Here is a 24,700-nt window from a genome sequence, read left to right on the forward strand (position 1 = left end):
CGGGTAAAATACTGTGAATAAGAATTTGTGCATTCACTTATGTTTTTCAATGGCATATTGATTAGTGACCTTCATTCTTTACGATGTACGTATTTCTTCCTACTTTAAGAGGTATTGTAATTTCCTTCCAAATAAAATTACCTTTGATAGTAGCGGGTAGTGTAATTTCTGCGGAAAGTTTACTCTTGGTTCTATTCAGATGAAATTCAATATTTCCTTTTGGAGTGGGTAGTGAACCTTCAATCTCAGTAAGGTCTCCAAGTGCAGGGGCAATCAGTACCTCTTCAAAATTATTTTTAACGGATTGAATTCCCGCCAAATAATTGAAATAAAAATAGGCAGGGGAGGCGCTCCAGGGATGCACTTCTGAACGGGTTGGTTTCTCAACACTTTCAAAACGCTCTAAAGTGGTAGTCATATGGTTTTCAATCATCTTCTCCCATGGTTTTTGGGCTACATCGAATAATTCTGGTGCCCTAACTTTTTTGATAGCTTCAAATAGGTAATAACGATAATAATACGTAGCCTGTAACAGGTCCTCCTCATTCAAGATTTTGACCAGTAATGCTTTTTGTTTTTCTTTAGGAATTGCATTTGTAAGAATTGCCATGATATTAGTATGCTGGTCATATATAGATTTATCTGGTCGTTCTGCAAAGAGGTTTCTATCAGTGTCGAAACAAAGTTCATATACCGAATTTTTAATATCAGCAGCTCGATTTTGATATTTTGTAGACGTAGTAATATCTCCAATTTCTTTAAATAACACGGCTGCGTTTTGCAATGCATGAACATAGTGTAAACTAACTACAGCAGAATTTTCTCCGTCATTTTTTGTAGCTGTACCACTACCATTATTTGGGCCTGTATACCAATCTATAAAATAGCGGTAAGGAGTTTTATTGACCAGATTCAATTCATTCATGTTCTTTTCAAATCCGGCCAAGGTGTTGATAATACCATCTTTATAGGTATTTATGAATTCTTTATCTCCTGATAGATTGTAGTAGTCGGCAATCATATCGACCCATACCAAAGAATACGTTGGGTAAATAAATGTAGATCGAAGCGGATAGGCACCAAGAATATTACCATCAGAATCTCTAGAATCGTCAAATTGGCGAATAGCATTTTTGGTGTGCTCAGCATTACCACTCATCGCTTGCCAGATTAAAGCTTGTATTTTAGTGTCACCAACGTATTGCATGGTCTCGTAATAGGCATCACTTAGAAAATAGTCTTGCGTACAGATATCGATGGTGCGTTTGCAAATCTCAAAAATGCTGTTATACATTTCGTTATCTGATGAGAATCGTGCTACAGAGGGTATAGTGGTTCGTGACCTGTGATTGGTGAATTTTTTTAGTATTAGCTCTTGGTCTTTGGTCTCAATCTCAAATTCAATAAATCTAAATGTCCGCATCCAATTGGGCGTGAATTTCTGAAGTTTTAGTCCGTTAGAAATGACTTGGTCATAATATCCTAAAAGTTGTTTGCCTTCAATTATGTTACGATCACCTTTCGAGTTGTTGGGGCCAAATAGGTTTTCAGCATATTTTATACGGATAGAAGCACCTTTTCCTTTACTGAAGACCAATTCAGGAAAGCCATTGGTAACATACTTCTGGTCTATAAGGAACGATGTTTTTGTGTTCGCAGGTATTTGAAATTCATCAGAGGAAGGAAAATTAGATATAGTAGGTTTGGAAGACCTTACAATGCTTCCTATTTGTTCCTTTTCCCACGATAACAAAGGCAAGTTTCGAGGTTCTAGTAAATATGCAATAGATCCACCCATACTACTGGCATTTTCAAAAAACTCTGTTTTTTGCCAGTTTGAATCCTTGAAATCTAGTAATTCCCATCCGGTAGCGTAGTTGTTCATATCAACATAATCGGTAGGGTTATTAGCGTAAAACCCACCAACGATAGCCTTATCTCCATTACCTCGCCATACAACTTCATTGGCCTTATACGAATCATCTAAGGTGCAAGCCCATGTATCACCAAAACCAGTAGTGTTTAGTTTTTTTGCATTCTCTGTAACACCGTTGACCATTAAACTTGTGAAGATAGACTGCATTCCTAGAAATCTTCTTTTTCCAAAATTGATAACTTTTACGGCCAAGACATTTTCACCTTTCTGTAAAAAGTCTTTTAAATTTAAGGTCTCATATTTCCAATGTTGAATATCGCTCAGCTGTGGGCCGTGGGTAATCAACGTACCATTTACGTAGAGAAAATAGTGGTTGTCTGCAGTTATATTGATAATAAAATCTTCTGAATTATCATCGATCTGAAACGTATTTCGAAATAAAATAATACGGTCTTCGCCACCTTTTATATCTGGGTGACTTACCCAACTAGCGCTTATGTTTTCAGCACCATAAATAACATCGGGATAATTAAGCTCTTCTTGGGCGTGAATAGGTAGAGCAATTAAGAAGAATAGGAGAAAATAGCGTATCATTTGAATTTGATATGTTTTGTTCTAAGAATACAGTCGATTACATGCGTAGTGAAACAATACGCTTCATGTAATCGATTCTCTAATCAACTTAAGAACTTGTATATGAATTTTAGGTTGCTTATTCTAAGCTCAGCATCAAAATTAAAGAATCTATTTTTTATTCACCAAATCTATAAGATTAACATCGTTGCCTAATAATACCTCAGTCGGATTAATACGGCCTTTTTCAGGTCCATTTTCTAATTTAAGCACACCTCTTGGGCAAACAGCAGAACACACACCACAACCTACACAACTAGAACGAACAATATTCTCACCCTTTTGGGCATAGGCACGTACATCAATTCCCATTTCGCAATAGGTAGAACAGTTACCACATGATATACACTGGCCGCCGTTAGTGGTAATTCTAAACCGCGATTTAAAACGTTGAACAAACCCTAAATAAGCGGCTAGGGGGCAACCAAACCGACACCATACCCTGTTACCGAAAATTGGATAAAATCCTGTACCGATCACTCCGGCAAAAATAGACCCTACGGCAAGGCTATATACATTTTGCACACTTTGAGTCTTAAGGCCTAAAACTGTACCGGTTTCTGAAAAGAAACTATAAAGCGTCATACCGGTCATCACAACTGCGAAAAGTAACACCCCGTGAACTAGCCAACGTTCTACTTTCCACGCGAAAAGTGATTTATCCGAATGTTGTCTATAAGGGTCTCCCAATGTTTCTGCTAGTCCGCCACAACCACAAACCCAAGAGCAGTACCATCTTTTTCCAAAGAAATATACCATAACGGGTACGATAACTAATGTTAGTATTACTCCCCAAAAAAGAATAAAAATACCAATACCACCACTATTTAAAAGTGTCTTTAAATTCCATTGAAAAAAGAAGTCATAATCCAATGGAAACGCATTTTTAAAATCATAGTAAGGCATTTGTAGACGCACCATAATTTCTGGAATTAGGAATGCGAATACAATCTGAAAGAACAATACAGAGGTTGTTCTCACCATTTGGTATATGTTGTGGCGGTATTTGATATACATGCGCACCGCCATTACCGCCATTACAACACAATACATAAAACCATATACAAACCAATGACCTGCCGGGTTTCCACTTAAACTTTCACTTAGTGGGTCTACTAAATATGTCCAATTTACCGCATACTCTGGACGGAAATAAAGCAACAAGTAAAAAGAAACTAGAAAAATAAAAACCAGCCAGGCAATCCAACCCCTGTTTGTGGAGTTTTGGTGATAGATACCATCATTTTTAATTCCTTTAGGGCCCAAAAGAACCACTTGAGGAATAATAAATAGGAGTGCGCCAATAATACCCAAGCCAAAGGTCATGAACCACATAAGGCCTTTATTCTCTACAATAAACCCCACTCCCGATTTTTTCGCGATAGATTCTGCTATACTCCGAGAATTTGTATAGGTAATCTTTTTATACTCTTTATTTTTTCTATGGGTAGCATTGGCATTTTCCAAGGCGTTCACAATAATCGGAGACAAACTCTGGATACCCTTAAACTCTTTTTCTAAAACCTCTTTTTCCAAATCAATGATGAATAATTCACTTTTAATTAAATTATCGGCTACTAATTCTTCCAATATGGTAGTCTCCACTTTAAATGTTCCAAGAAGTGGTAAGGCTGTAAATATGCTTAGACCAACCAAAAAGATAACTATTCCTATATTTTGAAGTACTTTCATTTTCCTTATTCGTTAAGCTTTGCTAAAAATTCGTTTCCAACTTTTCTTTTTCGCACAGATATGTTTATCGAATTCCGCATTGTATTTGGCTACAATTTCATCTTCATATAGTTTGTAAAACTCTGGGTCGAAATTTGCATCCTTTAGGTAGGTCATTACATGATCTACATCTTGATTCTCGGTAAGCCATTGGTCAAAAATTTCATGTCGCATGCGTATACCAAAGGTATTGATACCCAACAATTTCATGGTGTCCTTGTGAAATGCAATAGTGATACAAATTTTTTCTTTGGGATGCCTCCAGTGAAAATGATGTTCGTAGTCTTCTTTACTTCCTTCGCTGAACACCCAACCGTAGGTCTGGTATTCAATATCCAAGAATTTGGCAGAGTTGAACCAATGTCCGGGATTATATTCTCTAGACTTACCACAAAGTGTTTGTGCTAGTGTTTCGCCCATCATCCGTCCTGTGTACCAAACTGCCTCTATAGGTCTTCTGCTACCAATACCTTCATGCTGTTCAGCACAATCACCAATAGCATATACATCTTTAACGTTTGTTTCTAAAAACCGATTAACTTTTACGCCTTTTCCTAGTTTGATGCCAGATTCTTTCAGAAAATCAATATTTGGAGTAACTCCTGCAGTTAAACCAACAACACTACATTCAATCGTGTCGCCTTTATCAGTCACAACTGCCCTTGCCCTTCCATTTTCATCGGCTAAAATCTCTTCTAAATTGGTGTCTAACCGTAAATCGATATGATGTTCTAGAATGTGTTCATTAATCATAGTAGATTCCCCTGCGGGTAAAACACCGTTCCAAAAACTCTTTTCCCGTACAAGAAAGGTTACAGGTATATCTCTAGAACGCAGCATTTCGGCCATTTCAATACCTATGAGTCCACCACCAACGATAACAGCCCGTTTACAGGTCGTATTATTAGGGGCATTCTTTTCAAGTAACTCTAAATCTTGTTTTGAGTAAAGACCTTGAACACCTTTTAAATCTTGACCTGTCCAACCAAATTTATTGGGTTTAGATCCTGTAGCAATGACTAACTTATCATAAGAAATTGAAGAACCATCTGCTAGTACTAGTTTTTTGTTTTTCGTTTGAATGGTTTCTACATAACCATTCACTAAGTCTATTCGGTTCTTTTTCCAGAACCAGTTCTCATAGGGTTGGGTATGTTTAAACTTCATGTGACCCATGTACACATACATGAGCGCCGTACGAGAAAAAAAATAATTTGATTCTGCTGAGATTAAGGTGATTTTATTATCGGATAGCTTTCGTATATGCCTGGCTAATGTAACTCCAGAAACGCCATTACCAATAATTACGATATGATCCATATGGTGATCGGTTTAAAAATTTAGTCGCAACTAAAGATAGTTACTTTACAAGAGGTACCTGAAACTTGGTAATTTATAATTAATCTAAGGTGCTGTAAGTTCTTATGTTCGATTGAAACTAAGGTAGTATTAATTACGTGTAGGAAACTGTAAGCTTGGGTAAAAGATAGTATAATGTTGGTTTAGGCCAAATAGTGCGACTTATCATTAGAGAGTTGAAATTGATTGACATGAAATACAAAATAGTAGTATTGGTTTTTTTCTTAGGAATATCAATAGCAAAGGCACAACAAATGGATGCTTATTTCAATGCTACAGATGCGTTCTTAAAAACCCATGTATCAAACGGTAAGGTTGATTACAAAGTAATAGTCGAGCAACCTGCTCAATTAAATGCTCTAGTGGATATGGCCAAGAATATAAATGTTATGGAAGGAAAGCCAAATGAATATCAAGCATTTTGGATTAATACGTATAACTTATTGGTCATAAAAGGTATTGTAGATAATTACCCTTTGAAATCTCCTTTGGATGTAGATGGGTTTTTTGATAAGAAGCAATATAATGTTGGCGATAAAACGACAACATTAAATGGAATTGAGAACGAATTATTACGGTTTAAATTCCCTAACGAACCTCGCTTTCATTTTGTGTTGGTCTGTGCAGGTTTAGGTTGTCCTCCAATTATAGATGAAGTTTACGCCCCTGAATTATTAGAAACGCAATTACAACGACAAACGGCTAAAGCATTGAATGATTCAAATTTCATAAGAGTTGAAGGGAATACTGCTAACGTTTCGAAAATTTTTGAATGGTATAAATCTGATTTTGAGAATGCAGGCGGTATAATTGCGTTTATAAATAAATTCAGGACGTCAAGGCTACCTGCTGCAATTCAGTTGGGCTACTACCCTTATGATTGGACCTTAAATTCCAAATAGCAGTATTTTTAATATGTCTTTACGATTGGTCTTATGCTTAAATAAGGTCGTATTAATAAATAGTTGTGTGTGCGGCCTGTTGCTATCACACTGTAAATAGTATAATTTTGGTGATACAAGTAGTTCAGAAATGAAAAAATTAGGGCTCCTATTAGCATGTATGATTCAGTTTTCCTGCTACGGACAGGTGTATAAAAAAATTAACGGGGTAAGTTTTGTTGCTTCGCGAGAAGAGGTGGCTCAAGAGCAAGTAGAGGCTGTAATGCAAGTAAATTCAAACAGTGCTGCTGTTATGCCTTTTGGTTTTATAAGGGAAGTGAATAATCCGAAAATCAGTTTTAACACGGATAGGCAATGGTTTGGTGAAACTAAGAATGGGGCAAAGCAATATATTGATATGCTTCATAAAAATGGTATTTCAGTAATGCTGAAACCACAAATCTGGATTTCAAAAGGAGTCTTTACCGGAGTGCTTAAAATGGATAGTGAAGCACATTGGAAACAATTAGAAGAATCTTACAGTGACTTTATTATGACTTTTGCTCAATTAGCGAAAGAAAGCAAAGTAGATGTGTTATGTATTGGAACTGAATTGGAGCAGTTTGTTAAAAATAGGCCAGCGTATTGGAATACGTTAATACCTAAAATTCGACAAGTTTACAAAGGGAAGCTCACTTATACAGCAAATTGGGATGAATTTGACCGCGTACCCTTTTGGAAACAGTTAGATTATATTGGGATAGACGCCTATTTCCCGTTATCCGAGTCCAAAACTCCAACAGTAGAGGAACTTGTTTCCGGATGGCAACCTTGGAAAACCAAGATGCTTGACTTATCTACCGAAACCCAAAAACAAATTCTCTTTACGGAATATGGATATAGAAGTATGGATTATTCAGCCAAGAAACCTTGGCTTGTAGACCGTACCGAAGAAAAACCGAATATGGTGTCACAAATGAATTGTAAAAAAGCCATTTTTGCTGAGTTTTGGGGCGAGAAATGGTTTGCAGGTGGTTATGTTTGGAAATGGTTTGCAAACCATGATACCGCTGGTGGAGAAAATGACAACAGATTTACACCTCAGAATAAACCATCACTAAAAATAATCAGCGAGAACTACAAAAAGTATAGTGAATAGTTTAAATTTTGCAGGCTGTTAACTTTTTTAAAAGATGGCATAAACTTTGTTTCCCTTATCATATGTTTAGGTATTTAATTTTATTGGTATGTATCTCTCAAGCTTCTATTAGCCAAGATACGTTGACAACCGTAAAGGCCGAACCTGGTGATGGTATTCTTTCCCTTTTACGTAAACAGGGTGTTAATCCCTATGAAGTATTTGAGGAATTTGTGATCCTAAATAATCATGATTTAAGAGATAGTGTGCATCTCATTGCAGGTAAAACATATGTGATACCAAAGGTGATTCTAGATACGGTACTGATTATTAACTCGATTCAAAAACAGTCAACAGATATTAAGAAATTAGAAAGCGCTAGTTATGCAATTTTTGGTGAAAAGTATAAAACCGTAATTGCCAAAAGCGAAAGGCTTACCGGTAACGTGTATTATTTGGTTTCTGGTCATGGTGGGCCTGATCCAGGTGCTCTGGGAACCTATGCAGGTAAGACTATTGCAGAAGATGAATATGCGTATGATATTATGCTGCGATTAGCGAAAGAATTATTGGCGCATGGTGCAACGGTTTATATTATCATACAAGATGAAAATGATGGCATACGCGATGAAAAAATTCTTGAAATCGATCATGATGAAGTTGCTTACCCAGATAAGGTGATACCCTTAAACCAAGTTGAGCGATTAAAACAACGAGTAGATATTGTTAACCAACTTTATAAAGAGAATAAAGGTAAATACCAACGCCTACTAGTAACCCATGTAGATAGTAGGAGTGTGGGTCAGAATATTGATGTTTTCTTCTATCATCATGAAAATAGTAAGAATGGCGAAAAATTGGCTGAAAGTATTCATAAAACCTTTGATGCTAAGTATAAAAAATACCAACCCAACAGAAGCTACGCAGGTACTTTTGAAGATAGAACATCACTATATTTAGTGAAGAAAACACACCCTGCAATGACGTTTATCGAAATTGGAAATATTCGAAATGCGAAAGATCAGGTTAGAATATTAGATCCAGATAACCGACAGGCTTTGGCAAAATGGATAAGTGAAGGAGTGTTGTTGGACTACGAAGAAAAATAGGTATTATACCGCGATATGCTTTAAGTAATACTGATGTAATTCTTGTGGTTTTGCCCCGAGGTAGTGCTTTAAGTGAATCATACCAAAATGCCATTGTAATTTTACCATTCCTTTTTCTTCATACCGTCGCGGCGAAGTAGTTACTGTGGCAGCTATAATCTTAAAAGGTTTTAATTTATATATCCGTTGGATAAACTCGTTATCTTCATAGATGACATAACTTTCGTTGAATCCCTTAGTCTCCTGAAATAATTTATTGGAAATAAAAAGTGATTGGTCGCCACCACGACAAAGCTGGTGATTGATTCTTGTGCACCAAGCAAAGAATTTCAGAAAGCGACTATCACTATTAAAACGCATTTGAAAACAGCCCACTTCATTACCAACGGCTTCAGCTTGTAGAATGGCTAAGTCAAAGTTTTTTGGAGGTAGTGAGTCTACATGTAAAAAATAGAGGAGATCACCAGTGGCTTTTTTAGCACCAAGGTTCATTTGTATAGCTCTGCCCTTTTCACTCGAAATGACCGTCGCACCAAATTCAAGGGCGTTAGTTCTTGTTTGATCGGAACTCCCTCCATCAATTACCAAAATTTCTTTTATACGTTCAGAACCAGTATTTTGAGAAATAGACAGGAGTACTTTCTTTATATAATCGGCCTCATTTAAAACCGGAATAATAATACTTATTGTTGGCTTGAAAGCACTCATATGTACCTATTTGCTTCCTTATGGTAGCGAAAAAATGGATTAACTTACAATTGCTTAATCAATTCCTGAAACAATTTAACCATTTTAGGTTCTGTTTGTTCTGCTATAGCAATAATTTCGCTGATATCTACAGGCTTAAGATTATCGGGGTCACATTCATCGGTTAAAACTGAAACGGCTACAATAGGTAGCGATAAATGGTTGGCTACAATTACTTCTGGCACCGTACTCATACCTACGGCATCGGCTCCAAGTATTTTAATCATTCGATACTCTGCTTTTGTTTCCAATTGAGGTCCAACAACTGAAGCATAGACTCCGGTTTTCAATGATATATTATTGGCTTTAGCTATAGCTAGTAACTTATTGCGCATATCAACATCATACGGCTCTGACATGTCTGCAAAACGCTCACCGTATTCACTTACATTTTTAAAAGCTAAAGGCGATCCGCCTTGCAAGTTGATATGGTCTTCAATCAACATCATATCGCCTTTTTTGTAGTTTAAATTAAGTGCACCTGCAGCATTTGAAATGAATAGCTTGGTAATTCCAAGCATATGCATAACACGTATAGGGTATGTAATATCTAAAAAATCATAGCCTTCATATAAATGAAAGCGACCTTGCATAACCACCACTTTCTTGCCAGAAATAGTTCCATATACTAATTTACCCGTGTGAAACTCTACGGTTGCCAATGGAAAAAATGGAATATGATTATAATGGGCATCAATCGGGTCTTCAATTTTATCTGCCAATTTACCCAAGCCGGTACCAAGTACAATTCCTATTTCGGGTTTGTCAAAACCCTTGTTTTTAAGGTATGCTACAGATTCTAATAATTGTTTTTTTATCATGAATTTATATGTTTTAAAAAAGGTTTAAAGGCTTCGATATCCTTTATATCTTCGTAATAATCTACGTCGTTTCTAGTGTCCAAAAGGGCTATTTTTTCACTCTTAAGGTCGGTAATGGTGTCTTTTAGGACAGTTTCCGTTCCCCAGTCTTTGTCTTTAAAAAGTTGGGGTACGAATTTTTTCATCCCTAGTAAATAATACCCTCCATCTTCAGCCGGTCCTACTACAAAATCATTTGTTTCCAAGGCTTTAAACCCATTTTCTATATCTTCCTGCGATAAATCAAACATATCACTACCAATGATAATGATTTTTTGAAATCTGTTTTGGAATCCCTCCTGAAAGGCATTAGACATTCGTACACCTAAATCCTTTCCTTGCTGTAGTTTTTTGCCATACCGGCTATTGTCCCAAATATCCTTTTCCCAAATTTCTTCAGAATAATACACTAGCTTTTCGGCATATAGGTGACTTGTGATTTTTACAGTATGATTTAATAGAAATTGATAGATTTCTAATGCAGATTCATCACCAACAGTGGCAGCTAACCGTCTTTTTCCTTTACCTAATTCCGGGTTTCTGGTAAAAATAAGTAATAGATTATTTGAGTTGGCCAATGTGAAATCAATTACTTTGTCGTCTCGCTCCGCTTTGTTATTTTGTAATATTCCCAAAGTTATTTTTTTAGTTTTTCCTAACTCCTAATTAGTATGCCTTTACTCCTTCGTGTAATAACTTTCCCCATTGTTTGCTAAAGGCATGCACACTATCGGTTAAGATGTTTTTAGAATTGAATACGTCGCCACCTTGATTTTTCCACTCAAAAATACCACCGTAAAGGTTCAGTATTTTTGTATACCCTAGACTCTTTAATTTTTCTCCAATATTTTCTGAACGAACACCAATCGAGCAGTATACAATTATTGGTTGAGCTTTGTTAGGTATATTACGAAGTACTTCTTCTTCGCTGAAATTAGAATAACCTACCCATAGGGCATTTTTTAAATGACTAACGTCAAATTCCTCTTTCTCTCTAGTATCCAAATACACAATTGAATCTGGGATGGGTAAATTTTCAGGATGGATATAGGGGATGGATTCTTTATTCCAAGTTTTTAAAGCACGATCCATATCATCTTGACCCCAACTGATTATTGAAAAAGAAATAAGGAGGAGTACGCTGAAAATTAGTCGATTATTGGTTGACTTCATTATTACAAATGTACTATTTTTAGAGTCCAAGGTAAATAGAAATAAAAATAGATTTATGGTTAAATCTTTGCTAAATAGAGTTTCCAAGTTGTTACAGATTATTATGGTTCTATCCAATTTTGGATGTAAACAGGAGATTAAAAAGTGCGATAAGTAAGCAGAAATGGATGCATCTATGTATTATACGGAAACATATAAGCCACAGTTTCATTTTACACCAGAAGAAAAATGGATGAACGATTCTAACGGACTCGTTTATAACAAGGGAACGTATCATTTATTCTAACAATATTACCCAGATAGTACGGTATGGGGTCCTACGCATTGGGGCATCCAATTAGTGAAGATTTAGTGAAATGGGAGTACGAGCTAATAGCACTTTTTTCAGATAAGAACGGATTAATCCTCTCTGGTAGTGTGGTGGTTGATAAATAGAATACCGCTGGTTTTGGTGCCCAAGACAACCTGGCAATGGTTGCTATTTTTACGTATCATGATATGGAAGGTGAACAGGCAGGTCGAACTAATTTTCAAACGCAGGGTATTGCCTTCAGTTTAGATAGGGGAGACGTTGAACTAAGTATGAAGGTAATCTTGTTATTGGTAATAATTGAATAAAGGATTTTAGGGACCCAAAGGTTTTTTGGAATGAAAAAGAATAAAATTAGACCATGCTTTTAGTAGCGGGAGGCCATTTGCAAATACGGAATTCACCAAATCTAAAGGAATTGGAAAAAGTTAGTGAATTTGGAAAGGATAATGGTATCCATGGCGGCGTATGGGAATGTCCCGATTTGTTTCCTTTGAAAATTGAAGGCACTGATGAAGAGAAATGGGTATTATTGATTAGTACCAATCCTGGTGCACCTAACGGAGGTAGTGGAACACAGTATTTTATTGGTAATTTTGATGGAAATACATTTACAACAGACCAAGTTGAAGAAAAGTGGATTGATTTAGGAAGAGATAATTATGCAGGTGTCACTTATAATAATACTCCAAATAATGAGTAAATATTTATAGGGTAGATGAGTAATTGGAATTATGCCCGTGAAACCCCCACCAAAAAATGGCGTAGGCCATGATTGTACCTAGAAAATTGACATTACGTGAAATTGACGATGAGGTATTTTTAGTGAACTATCTTGTGGATAAATTCAACGAAATATTGGTTAAAGCTTATGTTAATGCTGAAATTAAACTAAAGGAGAATCAGAAGAAAATAATTACCTTTAAGTATGGCAATCAATCTGAAATAAAGTTCACGGTTAAAAAACCTGAGATTCAAATGTATTTCAGTAATGAGGTTGGGGTTAGTTTAGCTATTTTAATTGATAGTGAAATCCAAATGGTAACCTTTAGCCGGGTCATATCAGGTAAAACCGGTTTTAGCGAAAAATTTGCGCTTAGTTTACAGAAAATGGACATTTCGCATCTACCAAAAGGGACTATTGAGGTGAAAATACTTTTAGATTATTCTTCTATAGAACTGCTTGTGAATGAAGGTCAGTAAGTAATGACTAATCAAGTATTCCCTTACGAATTCTATTCAGAATTAACACTTATAAACACATCTACTGAGCTATTGAAAATAGATGATTTAAAAGAGCGAAAAGTAGAGCGAATATGATTGCTTGGTTTTATTGAACCATTTCTTTAGCTAGCGCTTCTAGGTCAATGCCTAAGTTTTCTTTGTTGACGTTTAATATGGTTTCCCTTAATTGTTGGGGAAGTTCTTTATAACCCAATTTTGCGCCTAAAATCATTCCAGCAACTGCGGCAACGGTATCATTATCTCGCCCATAATTGACTATGAACTGCATGGTTTTTTCAAAGTCGCCATTACCAAATTCGAGGCCAGTGACCAATATTTGCCAAATTTCTGCAGAATGAAAAGCAATGCTTCGTTTATCTTTTTCAAGTAATTGATAGAGCATTTCTTGTCTCACCCAATCTATTTTCGAACCGGCATACCCTTTCGGTGCTCTAAAAACTATAGAGTCTTTCAAGAGTAAAGAATCTATTAAAACAAGTTGATTTATACGGCGAACGTTTTTTTGCGCTCCATCGAGTATTATATTAGGGATACGACCTACCAATCTACTATCTGCATACCCAATAGGGTCTATAAATTTAGGGGAGTTCATGATAGAATCCATTTCTTGAGTTCGCAATGCCATATGCGTCATGGTTGAAACCAGTGCTGAAATATCTTTTGCGTAACCAATATCAAATAAACTAAGGTCATAAGCTTTTTGGTAGGCTTCTAATGGAGATTTAGAAATAAGCCCAATCATTGGGGTGTATAGTTGTCCAGCACAGGACATTTCGCCACCATAAAAACGATTCTGTGCTTGCAAGTAAGATTTTTTGTCCTTTTTATAAGCCATTGCTACTCTGGCCCATTCCTTAATCCAGTCAATTTTTTCTATTTGCGCATCGAGCGCATCCGTACTTGTTTGAATGTCTTTATTCGCAAGCGCTTTTGTTAGGCTATTATAGTATTCGATGATGAATAGGGCAAAATTATCTGGGGTTACAGTATTATGGTTGGCCTTAAAGTAGTGGACCATCAGGCTTTTCCAACGGGTATCATCTGTTGTAGCACCCGATAAAAGATTGTGCTCCCAAATTCCTTCTGGAGATTGTTCTCGTACCGCTGCGGTCAAGCCATTAATATAACCATAGCTAAGTTGAATATCCTTTCTGTGCCACATTTCTGTAGATGCTCCCATGGCATCGCCAATAGCAGAGCCCACTAATGCACCCAATACTTTGTCGTAATAGACCGAATCTGCTAAGTGTATTTCAGCACTCTCGTAATTACTATTTGTAGGGGAGGGGATGTCAAAAGTTTTGACTTCATTTTTACATGCTACTGTGAAAAAAAATATAAGGATATAATAATGTCTCATGATAGGATCATGTTTTTGCTAATCATTAATAATTCTCGTTTCTCCTCTAAAGTTCTGCTCAAAGGGAGTTGTGCTAGTCCGATTAATCGCCGCATAATTTCTATACCAGCTATTTTTTTCAATAGTTGGGTATCTAATAGGCTAGGGTATGAGTTTTTTATTTTTCTTAAATAAGAAATATCATGGGTTGCCATGATTAGGTGTGCCGCCATAACTCCCATATCAAATTCTGCAAAACCAACAAAACCAAATTCAGGATCTATTATATATAGATGGTCATCTTTAGCCATCCAACTACCTGGATAGTAATCACCGTGTAGCAGCGTATTTCCTTTCGATAAATATTTTTCACCAATTAAGGTGACCTGTTCTCTTAAATCTAAGTCTTCTTTGAAGGGTATGGATAGTTTTTGTAATCCTGGTTGAATAGTATCCAAAGAGAACCCATTATCCTTTTTAAACGGAAGTACAAATATGTGTTGGTGGTTGAGTTCGCGCATTTCCAAGTTTAGGGGAAAATTTGTGGGTGGCACGGTAGAATGTATATGATGGCTAACCGCAATCAATGTGTCTAAATTTTGATTGGAAATCGAGCGTTGCTCATAAATAAAATTCATGTCATCACAACCACCCAAATCTTCCATTACTAAACTATAGGATTCTGTGTCAAATCCAATTATTGCTGGAAAATGTTTTTTGATTGCTCCAGATTGAATGGCAGAATAAAATGTGTTTTCTACAACAATTCTGTTCAAGGGAGCTGGTATGTCTTGGTGTTTCTGAACAAAAGGTCTAGATTGTTTTACGATAATAGAGCGTAAGTTAGTAGTTACACGAAGTACTACATTCATGTTGCCTTCACCAGCCTTGGTGATATTGATAAGATGTTCCTTTTCTTTTAACCAACCCATAGAGGTTAAATAGTTTTCTATGGAAATAAACGAGCTGTCTTCATTAATTTGAATCAAAACTTTTGCATTTACAATTTTTGAAAGATAGGTGTTTATGCAAAAAAATATCGGACCCTAAAGAATTAATTCGGTTGTCGCCAGTACCGTAGATTATAGGAGAGGTGTTGTTTTAATAGTAGATAGCTTTAGTGGTATTGGGTTTGAAGTTTATTTTTTATGAGTTAAAGGATTGTTTTGAGGAATAGTACGATTTTGGTTGAATTCTATTTAAACAATAAGTAAAACCTCCCAATCATCAGTTATTTTACAAATACATTTATTGAAATTAAGTTGGTTGTGTTTGATGAGGCATTATTTTAGATTACCTACTTCATACTTGAAATTGTAATTAACCTACTTATTTTGAGGTTTATGAGTTAAATTAACGGGGGTGTTAAAACAAAAAAATCCTTACTGTGAAGTAAGGATTTTTTGTGGTGCCTCCAGGAATCGAACCAGGGACACATGGATTTTCAGTCCATTGCTCTACCAACTGAGCTAAGGCACCATGTCGCTGTAAGCGGCTGCAAATATAATTTCAATTTTACGATAAACAAACTAAATCATAAAAAAAGCGGATTGTTTTTTTAATTTTTAATCTTTGTGTTATGAATTTGATTATAGATGCTGGCAATACAAGTGTTAAGCTAGCCATATTTAAGAAGGCGGAAATTGTTCATTTAGAGATAGTTGTGCAAGATGATTTTGTGGATGGTGTTAAAAGAATATTCGACAAATACCCTAAGATTCATTCGGCAATAGTTTCTAGTGTAGGCTCACTTTCTAAGGATAAAATAAAGGTTGTAGCTGTTTTTTGTGAGCTTCATGAGCTTTCTCATGCCTCAAAAGTGCCATTTAAAAATTCTTATACCTCTCCTCAGACTTTAGGTGTAGACCGGTTGGCTTTGATTACTGCCGCCTATTACCATAATCCTCATCATAATACTTTAGTGATTGATGCTGGTACCTGTATAACATATGATATGCTGAATGACTTTGATGAGTATTTGGGCGGTGCAATTTCACCCGGTATACAGATGAGATATAATGCAATGCATAATCAGACAGCTAAATTACCTTTGTTAGAGAAAACTGAACTAATAGACTATATTGGCAATTCTACCGAAAATTGTATGCACAGTGGTGTTATTTATGGTGTGAAATTAGAATTGGAAGGAGTCATTAATCTATATAATAGTCGTTTTAAAGATTTAACAGTTATTTTAACAGGGGGTGATACACTATTTTTGTCTAAACGAGTAAAAAATACCATATTTGCGGATTCTAAATTTCTCCTGAAAGGGCTTAATTATTTGCTAGAATACAACAAGCACTAAATGATCAGAAAAATTGTAATTACAATTGTATGCATGACCACGATTGGTATGTACGCTCAAGACGGTACACTTTCTCCCTATTCTTTTTTTGGAATTGGTGATTTAAAGAACGTAAGTACAGTAGAAAATCAGATGATGGGGGGGGTTGGTATGTATGCAGATAGTATACATGTCAATTTAAAAAACCCTGCAGCTTATGGTAAATTAGGGTTGGATGTGATGGATAATGTTGGTCTCGTAACCTACACTGCAGGAGTTTCCAACAATCAATACCAGCTAAAAAGTTTTAATGCGGAAGAAAAAAGTTCAATAACCAGTTTGGATTATTTGGCCTTAGCTTTTAGTTTGGGTAAAGGCTTGGGAATGGGATTCGGTATTATGCCCTATTCTTCGGTTGGTTATAATTTAGTTGATGAGCAAGCAAGTGCAAACGGCTCATTGGTGAATGTGTATTCTGGTGAAGGTGGTTTGACCCGTGTTTTTTATTCTGTTGGGTACGAAGTTTTTAAAGATGTTACTTTAGGAGCTACTATTAATTATAATTTTGGAAGTTTAGATAGTGAACGTCTTCAGCAAGTGGATGGTATTCAATTCGGAACTTTTGATCGCCGAAGCTCTAGGGTGAATGGTTATGATTTCAATTATGCCTTGAACTACACCCCGCTATTTAATGATAAATATAGATTTCATTCTTCTATACGTGTCAACACACAGGGAAATCTAGTATCTGAAAATGATAGGCAAATCGGTTCTTTTTCAGTTGCTACAGGTGGCAATATTGAGGAGCTAGAGGTTGATTTGGCTGCACAAAATTTAAGAAATACTGAATTAAAAATCCCTACAACTACTACTTTAGGGTTGGGTTACGGAGAAGATTTAAAATGGTTTGTAGGTGCAGAATATAGTTTTCAAGGAATGGGTTCTTTTGAGAATTCCTTCCTAGGTGCAAATAGTGTGCGTTATGAAGATGCGAGTTCTTATGCCTTAGGGGTGTTTATTGTACCAGACCACGATTCATTCACAAGTTACTTAAAACGAATTACATATCGTGCCGGATTACGTTTAGATAAGACCGGGATGATAGTGAATGATGTTGATATAAATAACTTTGGCATAACTTTTGGGTTAGGTTTACCACTGGGTAGAAGTTTCTCTAATCTTAATTTAGGTTTTGAACTAGGGAAAAGAGGAACGACTAGGGCGAATCTAGTAGAAGAAAGTTATTTCAAAATAAATGTAGGACTTTCATTAAACGATCGTTGGTTTCAGAAAAGAAAAATCAATTAATAAAAATTTAGTACATTAACCACCTTAAAAAATTAAAAGATGAAAACGAAACTTTACTTCACGGCAATTATGTTCCTTGGAATGATGGGGGTAAGTAATGCTCAGGCTCAGAACCCCGAATGTATGACTAATCTGTCTATATTTTCCGAACATGCAAAAGTTAAAAATTATGATGCTGCTTATGAGCCTTGGAAAATGGTCTATGAGACATGTCCTCAGTTAAATAATGCTATATATGTATATGGAGAGCGTATACTAAAGGATAAATTAGGTAAGGCTACAGGAGCTGATAAAGAGAAATTCGCTAATGATTTAATGGGTCTTTATGATAACAAAATGACTCATTTTGCATCAAAGACGAATTTAGGTGAAACCATGGTAGACAAGGCAATGGTGAAATATGATAATAAAATGGCCGATGACGCTGAGATGTATCGTATGTTAAGCGATGCTTTTACTAAGGATCAAGCTAATTTCACGAATCCAAAGGCATTATATATTTATTTTTCAAGTTTAGTTGATTTAAACAAGTCTGGGAAAAAAGATTTACAGGAAGTTTTTGATGTTTACGATGCCGTTACTGAAAAAATTGAAACTGAAAACGAAAAATATACAGGAAAAATAGCACAGCTTTTACCTAAAGAAGAAGCCGGCACCATGACTTCTAAAGAAAAGTCTCGTTTTAAGTCTTATAATTCATATTCTGAGGTTTACGGTAAAATTGCCGGGAGTATCGATTCAAAATTAGGTCCTTTGGCTGATTGTAGCAACTTGATTCCGCTTTACGAAAAGAGTTATGAAGAGAAAAAAGGAGATATTGTGTGGGTAAAAAGAGCCGTTGGTCTTATGTTCAACAAAGAATGTACAGATGACCCATTGTTCCAAAAATTATTTGAAGCTCAATTATCTTTAGATCCATCAGCAGACGCTTATGTTTACGGTGGTACGTTAAAAATGAAGAATGGAGATACGAAAGGTGCGCTTGTAGATTTCGATAAGGCTTTGTCTTTAGAAACAGACAATGAAAAGAAATCTAAGATAGCGTATAAGATTGCTGTAATTAATAAAAGAAAGGGAAGTAAGTCTACAGCACGTAACTATGCTCAGAAAGCTATTGATGCCAACCCATCAAATGGCCGTGCTTATTTGTTGATAGCTAACTTATATGCAACTAGTGCAAATGATTGTGGTAGTACCACGTTCGAAAAAAGAGCAATCTACTGGAAGGCAGCTGATATGGCAAGACGAGCAGGTAGAGTAGATCCTTCATTAGGTGGTTCTTCAAGTCAGGCAGCAAATAGCTACCTAGCAAAAGCCCCAACTAAAGAGATGATTTTTAGTTCAAGTATGGCCGGTAAAACGGTTTCTTTTTCCTGCTGGGTTGGAGGAAGTATAAAGGTTCCATCGTTATAGTAAAAATGATACAAAACTTCAATTATAAAAGCATTGCCATGGTATGTACCATGGCAATGCTTTTTTTAGCTTGTAAGGACAACTACAAAAGAGTTAGAGGCGAAGCAGCCAAGAAAGTCTATCCTAGAGGAGTGGTTGAAGATTTTGTGTTTACATATACAGAAACTCCTGTCAGATTAGGGTCTGAGGATACAGGAACATCTAAGGTCCTTGCCATTTTATCCGGACCTATCCGAAATGATTTTGAACAACTTTCATTTCCTTATCAAACTTTTCCAGAAGGCTTATTGGTGGAGGTTTTTAATGAAAAGAATGAGAAAACCACGATTGAGGCCGATTATGGGGTTTTATATTCTACAACTTCTATCGTAGATTTGCGTGGAAATGTTGTGATAAAAGGTGATGATGGGAAAAAATTGGAGACCTCACAATTATACTATGATCGCGGCAATGATTGGGCATTTACTCAAGAAAAGTTTAAGTTTACTAATCCTGAAGATGGCACTGTGATGGATGGTGAGGGAATGGATATTCAAAAGGACCTTAAGTTTTTGAATGCACATAAAACATATGGTCTAATGTTGATAAAAGAAGAAAAGAATGATTAATATTTTGAGGTACACAGAATACCTATATATAATAGTAGCGGGTTTTTCTATTTTCAGAATTTTTACCGATTGGAATACCGATAGAAGTATGGCGTATATGTTCATATTTTTCTCAATAGTTTCTATTGGTATGTTTTTGTTTAGGAGAAACTATAGAAAAAAGTTTGAACAGCGTAAACGAGATAACAACAACTTGTAGTGGGTACAGCCGGTATTATCATTATTTTTTCACTGGTTTTTTCAGCTTTTTTCTCTGGAATGGAGATTGCATTTATTTCTGCGAATAAAATTCATATAGAAATAGAGAAAAAGCAAGACGGTTTTTTAGCTATGGTGCTTACCAGATTGACTAAGAAACCATCGAAGTTTATTGCAACGATGCTTATCGGGAACAATATAGCTTTAGTTATCTATGGTCTTTTTATGGGTGAAATTCTCATGAACTGGTTTATGGGAATGGCACCAGAAAATGCTATTTTTAAGATGTTGATAACAGATTTTAGTCTTGTGACCCAAACCGTTATTTCAACGTTTATTATTTTGATTACAGCGGAGTTTTTGCCTAAAGTAATGTTTCAGATTTATGCGAATAGTCTATTAAAGATATTAGCGATTCCAGCCTTTTTATTCTACATTTTATTTTCATTTATCTCTGACTTTATAATTTGGATTTCAGATTTGATTTTAAAATATATTTTTCGCACTTCTGGAGATGAGGTGCAATTGGCATTCAGTAAATTGGAACTTGGTGATTATATAACGGAGCAGATGGAAACCGTAGAAGCGGAAGATGAAGTGGACACTGAAATTCTAATTTTTCAGAACGCATTGGAGTTTGCTGCTGTAAAAGCACGCGAGGTTATGGTGCCAAGAACTGAAATTGTTGCTGTAGAAATGCTAGAGACACCAAAAAATCTTGCAAAAATTTTTACGGAAACTGGGTATTCCAAAATATTAGTGTTCAACGATACCGTAGATAATGTCATTGGTTATATTCATTCGTATGAGTTGTTCAAAAAGCCTAAAACAATAAAAAGTATATTACTTCCAGTAGAGTTTGTGCCAGAAACAATGCTTATTCAAGACATTCTAAATGTGCTTATTAAGAAACGAAAAAGTATAGCTGTAGTGTTAGATGAATATGGGGGAACTTCAGGTTTAGTTACTGTTGAGGATATTGTTGAAGAGCTTTTTGGGGAGATAGAAGATGAACACGATACCACTGATTTAAGGGAAGAACGGATAGATGATCGTCATTATCTTTTCTCTGCTCGATTGGAGGTAGATTATATTAATGAGAACTATAAGTTAGAACTTCCGGTTTCCGATGAGTATGAAACTTTAGGAGGTCTTTTGGTTCATAAATTAGGTGAAATTCCAGAGAAGGAAGTTGAACTTACTATAGATCCTTATTTATTTAAAATTTTGGAGGTCTCAAATACTAAAATAGATTTGGTTTCTATAGAACTTTTAGAACAAGAATAGTAGTGTATCGATTAATAAATATGGTGTCTTTTTAGTTTTTATTATTTCAATTAAAAATGGTAGTTTTGCCTCCCAATAACCACAAAGTATTATTTTAAACGTTAATTAGAATGGCAGTATTAGAAAACATAAGAAAACGTACAACAGTGTTGATTTTGATTATAGGTTTAGCACTTTTTGCATTTGTTATTTCTGGTGTATTTACCAGCAGTAATTTTGGAGGTGAAAAAGTGGGTTCGTCCATTGCCGAAATTAATGGTGAGGATATTTCGATAGATGAATTCAGACAAGAGGTAGAAACCGCATCGAGAAGAACAGGTCCAACTACATCTTCCATGCAGGTGGTAAATCAAGTTTGGGAAAACCAAATAAGAAAAACTATTTTAGGCGAACAATTCGAAGATTTGGGAATTGGTATTGAGCAAGATCAGATTGTTGATTTTCTTCGTACTACAGGATATGCTCAAAATCCTGAATTTCAAAATGAAAATGGTCAGTTTGATCCTAACATCTTTAAACAAACTGTAGCAGATTGGAAAGTAAATAACCCAGCTCAATACGAAGCTTGGTTAAGAACTGAGAATGAAATCATTCAATTGGCTAAAGAGCAGACTTACTTTAATATGGTTAGGGCAGGTGTTGGAGCAACGCTGAAAGAGGGTGAGTTGGATTATAAGTTAGCGAATGAGAAAATGGATATTAAGTATGTAAGAGTTCCTTATACTTCCATAGCAGATAGTACAATAACAGTAACAAAAAGTGAGATTTCTGATTACGTAAACGATCATAAAGAAGAATACAAGCAAGATGCAGCGAGAGATTTACAATATGTATATTTTGACGAGAAACCATCTCAAGACGATGATATGGCTATAAAAGATGCTATTTCTAAACTTCTTGACGATACAATAGAGTATAATTCTCAAACAGACCGTAACGATACCATTAGAGGTTTTAGAAATACAAAAGATGCATCAGCTTTCTTGGATAGAAATTCAGATACAAAGTTTGATACTATTTTTAAAGCAAAGAAGAATTTGCCTGCAAGTGTAGCAGACACGTTGTTAAATCTTAATGCAGGTCAAATCTACGGACCTTATAAAGACGGAGGTTCCTACAAGATTTCCAAAATGATGGACAGGAAATCAAATGGATCTGTAAAGGCTAGCCATATTCTTTTAGCATACACAGGAGCGACAAGAGCTAATCCTGAGGTTATAAGAACAAAGGAGGAAGCTGAAGCAAAAGCAAAAGAATTATTGAAAGAGGCTAAAAAATCAGGAGTTGTATTTTCTGAGTTGGCTAGAGATAATTCTGATGGTCCATCGGCACCTAATGGTGGAGATTTAGGTTATTTCCAAAATGGTGTTATGGTACCAAAATTTAATGATTTTGCCTTTAATAATGGTGTTGGCGCTATTGGTCTAGTTGAAACTGATTTTGGTTTTCACGTTATTAAAGTCGATGACAAAGAAGATGTAGTTCAGATTGCTACTATATCTAGAGAAATTGTGGCATCAGAAAAAACTATAAATACGTTATTTACGAGTGCTACTAAATTTGAAATGGATACTACGGAAGATGAAAGTGCTTTTTCAGAATTGGCTAAAAAGGAAGAATTTGTTGTTCGTCCGGTAAATAAAATTAAGGCTTTGGATGAAAATCTTCCTGGTTTGTCCAATCAACGAAATATAGTTCAATGGGCATTCAACGGTGATACTGAAGTAGGGGATGTTAAAAGATTCAATATCAATAATGGGTATGCCGTAGTTCAACTAACCGGAAGTTATGCGAAAGGTGTAATGAGTGCTGAGGATGCTTCTGTTTTGGTTTTACCACTTATTAGAAAGGAACGTAAAGCTGCTAAAATTATCGCAGCAAATAAGGGTAAAGACATGGATGCTATTGCAAAGGATAATAGTGTAACTATTTCGAATGCATCTGCTCTTACGGTTAAATCACCAACGATACCGGGTGCGGGTAATGAGCCAGTTGTTGTTGGTACAGCTTATGGCATGTCTAATGGAGCAACTTCAGGATTGATTGAAGGAAATACAGGCGTTTTTAAAATCGAAATGGTAAAGAAAACTGAGGCTCCTAAATTGGAAAATTATGGTGTTTATGCAAATGCTTTGAAAAAAGGTGCGGCTGGTCGTGTAAATACTTCGGTTTATAATGCGCTTAAAGATGGTGCAGAAATTGAAGATAAAAGAGCCATTTTTTACTAAGTAAAAGGTGAAGAAATAAAGTATAAAAAGGCGTCTTTTTTGGACGCCTTTTTTTATAAAATCATTTTTTTATACGGTAGAATTGTAGCATAGCCTTTCTCTTTAAAGTAGTCCATTTCATTTTCGCTTCCTGTTGCTAGAATAAAATCTCCTCCCCAAGCCCCTAAACTTTTTATAGTACCTGTGTAATCTGAAAATAACTGCTCTTTAATGGTTGGTGTTTTTAGTGTTTCAGATATAATATGTTCGTGGGTGTTCAATAGCAGTTCAAATTCTTTTAACTGGGTGCATTTTATAATTCTATCAGTTATTGCATCAATCTTTGATATTAAATCTAGTTTGTCAAAATTTACATTTCTATACGCTCGAATGGCATCTCGACTATTTTTCTTTTGATTTAGGTAAATAAAAAACAGCTGATTTGAAAAAAGTGGATGAAAATTTAAAGTAGTAACCACTGGTTTGTACATATTGTTTTGATATACGATTGGTGTGTTATGTTGTGCACAGGCAACATCATAACCACTACCACCAAATGTTGAGGCTAATAATTGATAAGGGTCAACTTGTGCCCATTCTGCAATATTGGCTATCAATGTAGACGAAGAACCAAGTCCCCAGTTTGTTGGAAAGGTGAGTTTGGCTTCGATGTTATTGTAGTCGGATGGGTTTGATAAGAAAGACGGATTAAGTTTCTTTGCTTCAGATAAGATTTGAACTAATCTATTTGATATGTTTTTATCCGTCGTATTTAATATTTTAAAATCAATCTTAGAAAATGTAGCGCTAAACCAAGGCTTGTTAGTGTCATCGATACTAACCCATTCGAATGTTTCTGAATCTTGGTGACTAAGTTTTAAATATTGTCCAAATTTTGTAGGGAGAGCTAGCCCCTTTGCGCCATCTAAAATAGCATACTCTGCTGTAAGTAATAATTTTCCGTTACTGTAGAGTTCTTTGGTCATCGGGT

The 24,700-nt window shown here is 35.7% G+C and carries 24 protein-coding genes and 1 tRNA gene; 14 read left to right on the plus strand and 11 right to left on the minus strand.

The annotated features are described in order from the left end of the window. Window positions 1-61: 61 nt before the first annotated feature. From ES765_RS00790 to ES765_RS00800, 3 genes are all read right to left on the minus strand, one after another. Entirely contained in the window at window positions 62-2,470 is a 2,409-nt protein-coding gene (locus tag ES765_RS00790; RefSeq protein WP_138110646.1) for an alpha-L-rhamnosidase C-terminal domain-containing protein, read from the minus strand. Window positions 2,471-2,620: 150 nt separating this feature from the next. Then, window positions 2,621-4,201 carry a 4Fe-4S binding protein gene (locus tag ES765_RS00795; protein WP_138110648.1) on the minus strand — a complete coding sequence of 527 codons (1,581 nt, stop codon included), beginning with the start codon at window positions 4,199-4,201 and terminating at the stop codon, window positions 2,621-2,623. 12 nt (window positions 4,202-4,213) lie between these two features. After that, complete coding sequence (locus tag ES765_RS00800; protein ID WP_138110650.1) at window positions 4,214-5,560, minus strand: NAD(P)/FAD-dependent oxidoreductase; 1,347 nt, start codon at window positions 5,558-5,560, stop codon at window positions 4,214-4,216. 230 nt (window positions 5,561-5,790) lie between these two features. On the opposite strand from ES765_RS00800, the gene ES765_RS00805 reads away from it, so the two are divergent. From ES765_RS00805 to ES765_RS00815, 3 genes are all read left to right on the plus strand, one after another. After that, window positions 5,791-6,501 carry a DUF547 domain-containing protein gene (locus ES765_RS00805; RefSeq protein WP_138110652.1) on the plus strand — a complete coding sequence of 237 codons (711 nt, stop codon included), beginning with the start codon at window positions 5,791-5,793 and terminating at the stop codon, window positions 6,499-6,501. Window positions 6,502-6,631: 130 nt separating this feature from the next. Further along, window positions 6,632-7,639 (plus strand): glycoside hydrolase family 113, encoded by a 1,008-nt coding sequence (locus ES765_RS00810; protein WP_138110653.1) that lies wholly within the window; start codon window positions 6,632-6,634, stop codon window positions 7,637-7,639. A 62-nt stretch (window positions 7,640-7,701) separates the two neighbouring features. Continuing rightward, complete coding sequence (locus ES765_RS00815) at window positions 7,702-8,727, plus strand: N-acetylmuramoyl-L-alanine amidase (protein WP_138110655.1); 1,026 nt, start codon at window positions 7,702-7,704, stop codon at window positions 8,725-8,727. Window positions 8,728-8,730: 3 nt separating this feature from the next. Here the strand turns inward: ES765_RS00815 and ES765_RS00820 are convergent, their stop codons facing one another. Genes ES765_RS00820 through ES765_RS00835 form a run of 4 tightly spaced genes read right to left on the minus strand, consistent with a single transcriptional unit; the run spans window position 8,731 to window position 11,507 of the window. Next, entirely contained in the window at window positions 8,731-9,435 is a 705-nt protein-coding gene (locus ES765_RS00820) for a TIGR04283 family arsenosugar biosynthesis glycosyltransferase (RefSeq protein ID WP_138110657.1), read from the minus strand. 44 nt (window positions 9,436-9,479) lie between these two features. Further along, on the minus strand, window positions 9,480-10,295 hold the full coding sequence (locus ES765_RS00825) for a purine-nucleoside phosphorylase (RefSeq protein WP_138110659.1): 816 nt from the start codon (window positions 10,293-10,295) through the stop codon (window positions 9,480-9,482). Next, a complete protein-coding gene (locus tag ES765_RS00830; RefSeq protein WP_138110661.1) occupies window positions 10,292-10,969 on the minus strand; it encodes a TIGR04282 family arsenosugar biosynthesis glycosyltransferase in 678 nt (225 codons plus the stop codon). Before ES765_RS00830 ends, ES765_RS00825 begins: the two co-directional genes overlap by 4 nt. A gap of 31 nt (window positions 10,970-11,000) precedes the next feature. Continuing rightward, window positions 11,001-11,507, minus strand: a complete 507-nt coding sequence (locus ES765_RS00835; RefSeq protein WP_138110663.1) for a rhodanese-like domain-containing protein — start codon at window positions 11,505-11,507, stop codon at window positions 11,001-11,003. Window positions 11,508-11,670: 163 nt separating this feature from the next. Here ES765_RS00835 and ES765_RS00840 point away from each other — a divergent pair, with 163 nt between their 5' ends. From ES765_RS00840 to ES765_RS00860, 5 genes are all read left to right on the plus strand, one after another. Continuing rightward, window positions 11,671-11,793 (plus strand): hypothetical protein, encoded by a 123-nt coding sequence (locus ES765_RS00840; RefSeq protein ID WP_138110665.1) that lies wholly within the window; start codon window positions 11,671-11,673, stop codon window positions 11,791-11,793. A 23-nt stretch (window positions 11,794-11,816) separates the two neighbouring features. After that, complete coding sequence (locus ES765_RS22515; protein ID WP_138110667.1) at window positions 11,817-11,942, plus strand: glycoside hydrolase family 32 protein; 126 nt, start codon at window positions 11,817-11,819, stop codon at window positions 11,940-11,942. Between the two features lie 36 nt (window positions 11,943-11,978). Next, on the plus strand, window positions 11,979-12,125 hold the full coding sequence (locus ES765_RS00850) for a glycoside hydrolase family 32 protein (protein WP_138110669.1): 147 nt from the start codon (window positions 11,979-11,981) through the stop codon (window positions 12,123-12,125). 53 nt (window positions 12,126-12,178) lie between these two features. Next, a complete protein-coding gene (locus ES765_RS00855) occupies window positions 12,179-12,520 on the plus strand; it encodes a glycoside hydrolase family 32 protein (protein WP_138110671.1) in 342 nt (113 codons plus the stop codon). Between the two features lie 68 nt (window positions 12,521-12,588). Then, the gene (locus tag ES765_RS00860; RefSeq protein WP_138110673.1) at window positions 12,589-13,020 is read left to right on the plus strand and encodes a GH32 C-terminal domain-containing protein; all 432 of its coding nucleotides are present in this window, start codon (window positions 12,589-12,591) and stop codon (window positions 13,018-13,020) included. 127 nt (window positions 13,021-13,147) lie between these two features. Here the strand turns inward: ES765_RS00860 and ES765_RS00865 are convergent, their stop codons facing one another. From ES765_RS00865 to ES765_RS00875, 3 genes are all read right to left on the minus strand, one after another. Beyond that, window positions 13,148-14,422, minus strand: a complete 1,275-nt coding sequence (locus ES765_RS00865; RefSeq protein WP_138110675.1) for an ADP-ribosylglycohydrolase family protein — start codon at window positions 14,420-14,422, stop codon at window positions 13,148-13,150. Beyond that, window positions 14,419-15,390, minus strand: a complete 972-nt coding sequence (locus ES765_RS00870; RefSeq protein WP_249356170.1) for a phosphotransferase — start codon at window positions 15,388-15,390, stop codon at window positions 14,419-14,421. Before ES765_RS00870 ends, ES765_RS00865 begins: the two co-directional genes overlap by 4 nt. 417 nt (window positions 15,391-15,807) lie before the next feature. Beyond that, window positions 15,808-15,880, minus strand: a tRNA-Phe gene (locus ES765_RS00875). Window positions 15,881-15,980: 100 nt separating this feature from the next. Here ES765_RS00875 and ES765_RS00880 point away from each other — a divergent pair. The 6 genes from ES765_RS00880 to ES765_RS00910 all read left to right on the plus strand — a co-directional run bounded on the left by ES765_RS00880 (window position 15,981) and on the right by ES765_RS00910 (window position 23,730). After that, window positions 15,981-16,709 (plus strand): type III pantothenate kinase, encoded by a 729-nt coding sequence (locus ES765_RS00880; protein WP_138110677.1) that lies wholly within the window; start codon window positions 15,981-15,983, stop codon window positions 16,707-16,709. Beyond that, a complete protein-coding gene (locus ES765_RS00885; protein WP_138110679.1) occupies window positions 16,710-17,996 on the plus strand; it encodes a hypothetical protein in 1,287 nt (428 codons plus the stop codon). It abuts the gene before it with no gap. Between the two features lie 39 nt (window positions 17,997-18,035). After that, on the plus strand, window positions 18,036-19,409 hold the full coding sequence (locus ES765_RS00890; protein WP_171017198.1) for a tetratricopeptide repeat protein: 1,374 nt from the start codon (window positions 18,036-18,038) through the stop codon (window positions 19,407-19,409). Between the two features lie 5 nt (window positions 19,410-19,414). Then, on the plus strand, window positions 19,415-20,017 hold the full coding sequence (lptC, locus tag ES765_RS00895) for an LPS export ABC transporter periplasmic protein LptC (RefSeq protein WP_138110681.1): 603 nt from the start codon (window positions 19,415-19,417) through the stop codon (window positions 20,015-20,017). A gap of 198 nt (window positions 20,018-20,215) precedes the next feature. Further along, window positions 20,216-21,502, plus strand: coding sequence for a hemolysin family protein (locus ES765_RS00905; RefSeq protein WP_138110685.1), 1,287 nt, complete (start codon window positions 20,216-20,218; stop codon window positions 21,500-21,502). A gap of 110 nt (window positions 21,503-21,612) precedes the next feature. Next, window positions 21,613-23,730: a peptidylprolyl isomerase gene (locus tag ES765_RS00910; RefSeq protein WP_138110687.1), complete on the plus strand. Its 2,118-nt coding sequence runs from the start codon at window positions 21,613-21,615 to the stop codon at window positions 23,728-23,730. Between the two features lie 53 nt (window positions 23,731-23,783). Here ES765_RS00910 and ES765_RS00915 read toward each other — a convergent pair whose 3' ends face one another. Further along, complete coding sequence (locus tag ES765_RS00915; protein WP_138110689.1) at window positions 23,784-24,695, minus strand: GYDIA family GHMP kinase; 912 nt, start codon at window positions 24,693-24,695, stop codon at window positions 23,784-23,786. Between the last annotated feature and the right edge of the window lie 5 nt (window positions 24,696-24,700).

This window comes from Maribacter sp. ACAM166, from assembly GCF_005771495.1.
Classification (GTDB): domain Bacteria; phylum Bacteroidota; class Bacteroidia; order Flavobacteriales; family Flavobacteriaceae; genus Maribacter.

Coding starts and splice junctions, on each gene's coding strand:
- ES765_RS00850 (WP_138110669.1), top strand. CDS start 11,979: ATGGTTGCTATTTTTACGTATCATGATATGGAAGGTGAACAGGCAGGT.
- ES765_RS00880 (WP_138110677.1), top strand. CDS start 15,981: ATGAATTTGATTATAGATGCTGGCAATACAAGTGTTAAGCTAGCCATA.
- ES765_RS00865 (WP_138110675.1), bottom strand. CDS start 14,422: ATGAGACATTATTATATCCTTATATTTTTTTTCACAGTAGCATGTAAA.
- ES765_RS00800 (WP_138110650.1), bottom strand. CDS start 5,560: ATGGATCATATCGTAATTATTGGTAATGGCGTTTCTGGAGTTACATTA.
- ES765_RS00860 (WP_138110673.1), top strand. CDS start 12,589: ATGATTGTACCTAGAAAATTGACATTACGTGAAATTGACGATGAGGTA.
- ES765_RS00805 (WP_138110652.1), top strand. CDS start 5,791: ATGAAATACAAAATAGTAGTATTGGTTTTTTTCTTAGGAATATCAATA.
- ES765_RS00795 (WP_138110648.1), bottom strand. CDS start 4,201: ATGAAAGTACTTCAAAATATAGGAATAGTTATCTTTTTGGTTGGTCTA.
- ES765_RS00840 (WP_138110665.1), top strand. CDS start 11,671: ATGGATGCATCTATGTATTATACGGAAACATATAAGCCACAGTTTCAT.
- ES765_RS00835 (WP_138110663.1), bottom strand. CDS start 11,507: ATGAAGTCAACCAATAATCGACTAATTTTCAGCGTACTCCTCCTTATT.
- ES765_RS00885 (WP_138110679.1), top strand. CDS start 16,710: ATGATCAGAAAAATTGTAATTACAATTGTATGCATGACCACGATTGGT.
- ES765_RS00815 (WP_138110655.1), top strand. CDS start 7,702: ATGTTTAGGTATTTAATTTTATTGGTATGTATCTCTCAAGCTTCTATT.
- ES765_RS00820 (WP_138110657.1), bottom strand. CDS start 9,435: ATGAGTGCTTTCAAGCCAACAATAAGTATTATTATTCCGGTTTTAAAT.
- ES765_RS00790 (WP_138110646.1), bottom strand. CDS start 2,470: ATGATACGCTATTTTCTCCTATTCTTCTTAATTGCTCTACCTATTCAC.
- ES765_RS00810 (WP_138110653.1), top strand. CDS start 6,632: ATGAAAAAATTAGGGCTCCTATTAGCATGTATGATTCAGTTTTCCTGC.
- ES765_RS00915 (WP_138110689.1), bottom strand. CDS start 24,695: ATGACCAAAGAACTCTACAGTAACGGAAAATTATTACTTACAGCAGAG.
- ES765_RS00825 (WP_138110659.1), bottom strand. CDS start 10,295: ATGATAAAAAAACAATTATTAGAATCTGTAGCATACCTTAAAAACAAG.
- lptC (WP_138110681.1), top strand. CDS start 19,415: ATGATACAAAACTTCAATTATAAAAGCATTGCCATGGTATGTACCATG.
- ES765_RS00855 (WP_138110671.1), top strand. CDS start 12,179: ATGCTTTTAGTAGCGGGAGGCCATTTGCAAATACGGAATTCACCAAAT.
- ES765_RS00910 (WP_138110687.1), top strand. CDS start 21,613: ATGGCAGTATTAGAAAACATAAGAAAACGTACAACAGTGTTGATTTTG.
- ES765_RS22515 (WP_138110667.1), top strand. CDS start 11,817: ATGGGGTCCTACGCATTGGGGCATCCAATTAGTGAAGATTTAGTGAAA.
- ES765_RS00890 (WP_171017198.1), top strand. CDS start 18,036: ATGAAAACGAAACTTTACTTCACGGCAATTATGTTCCTTGGAATGATG.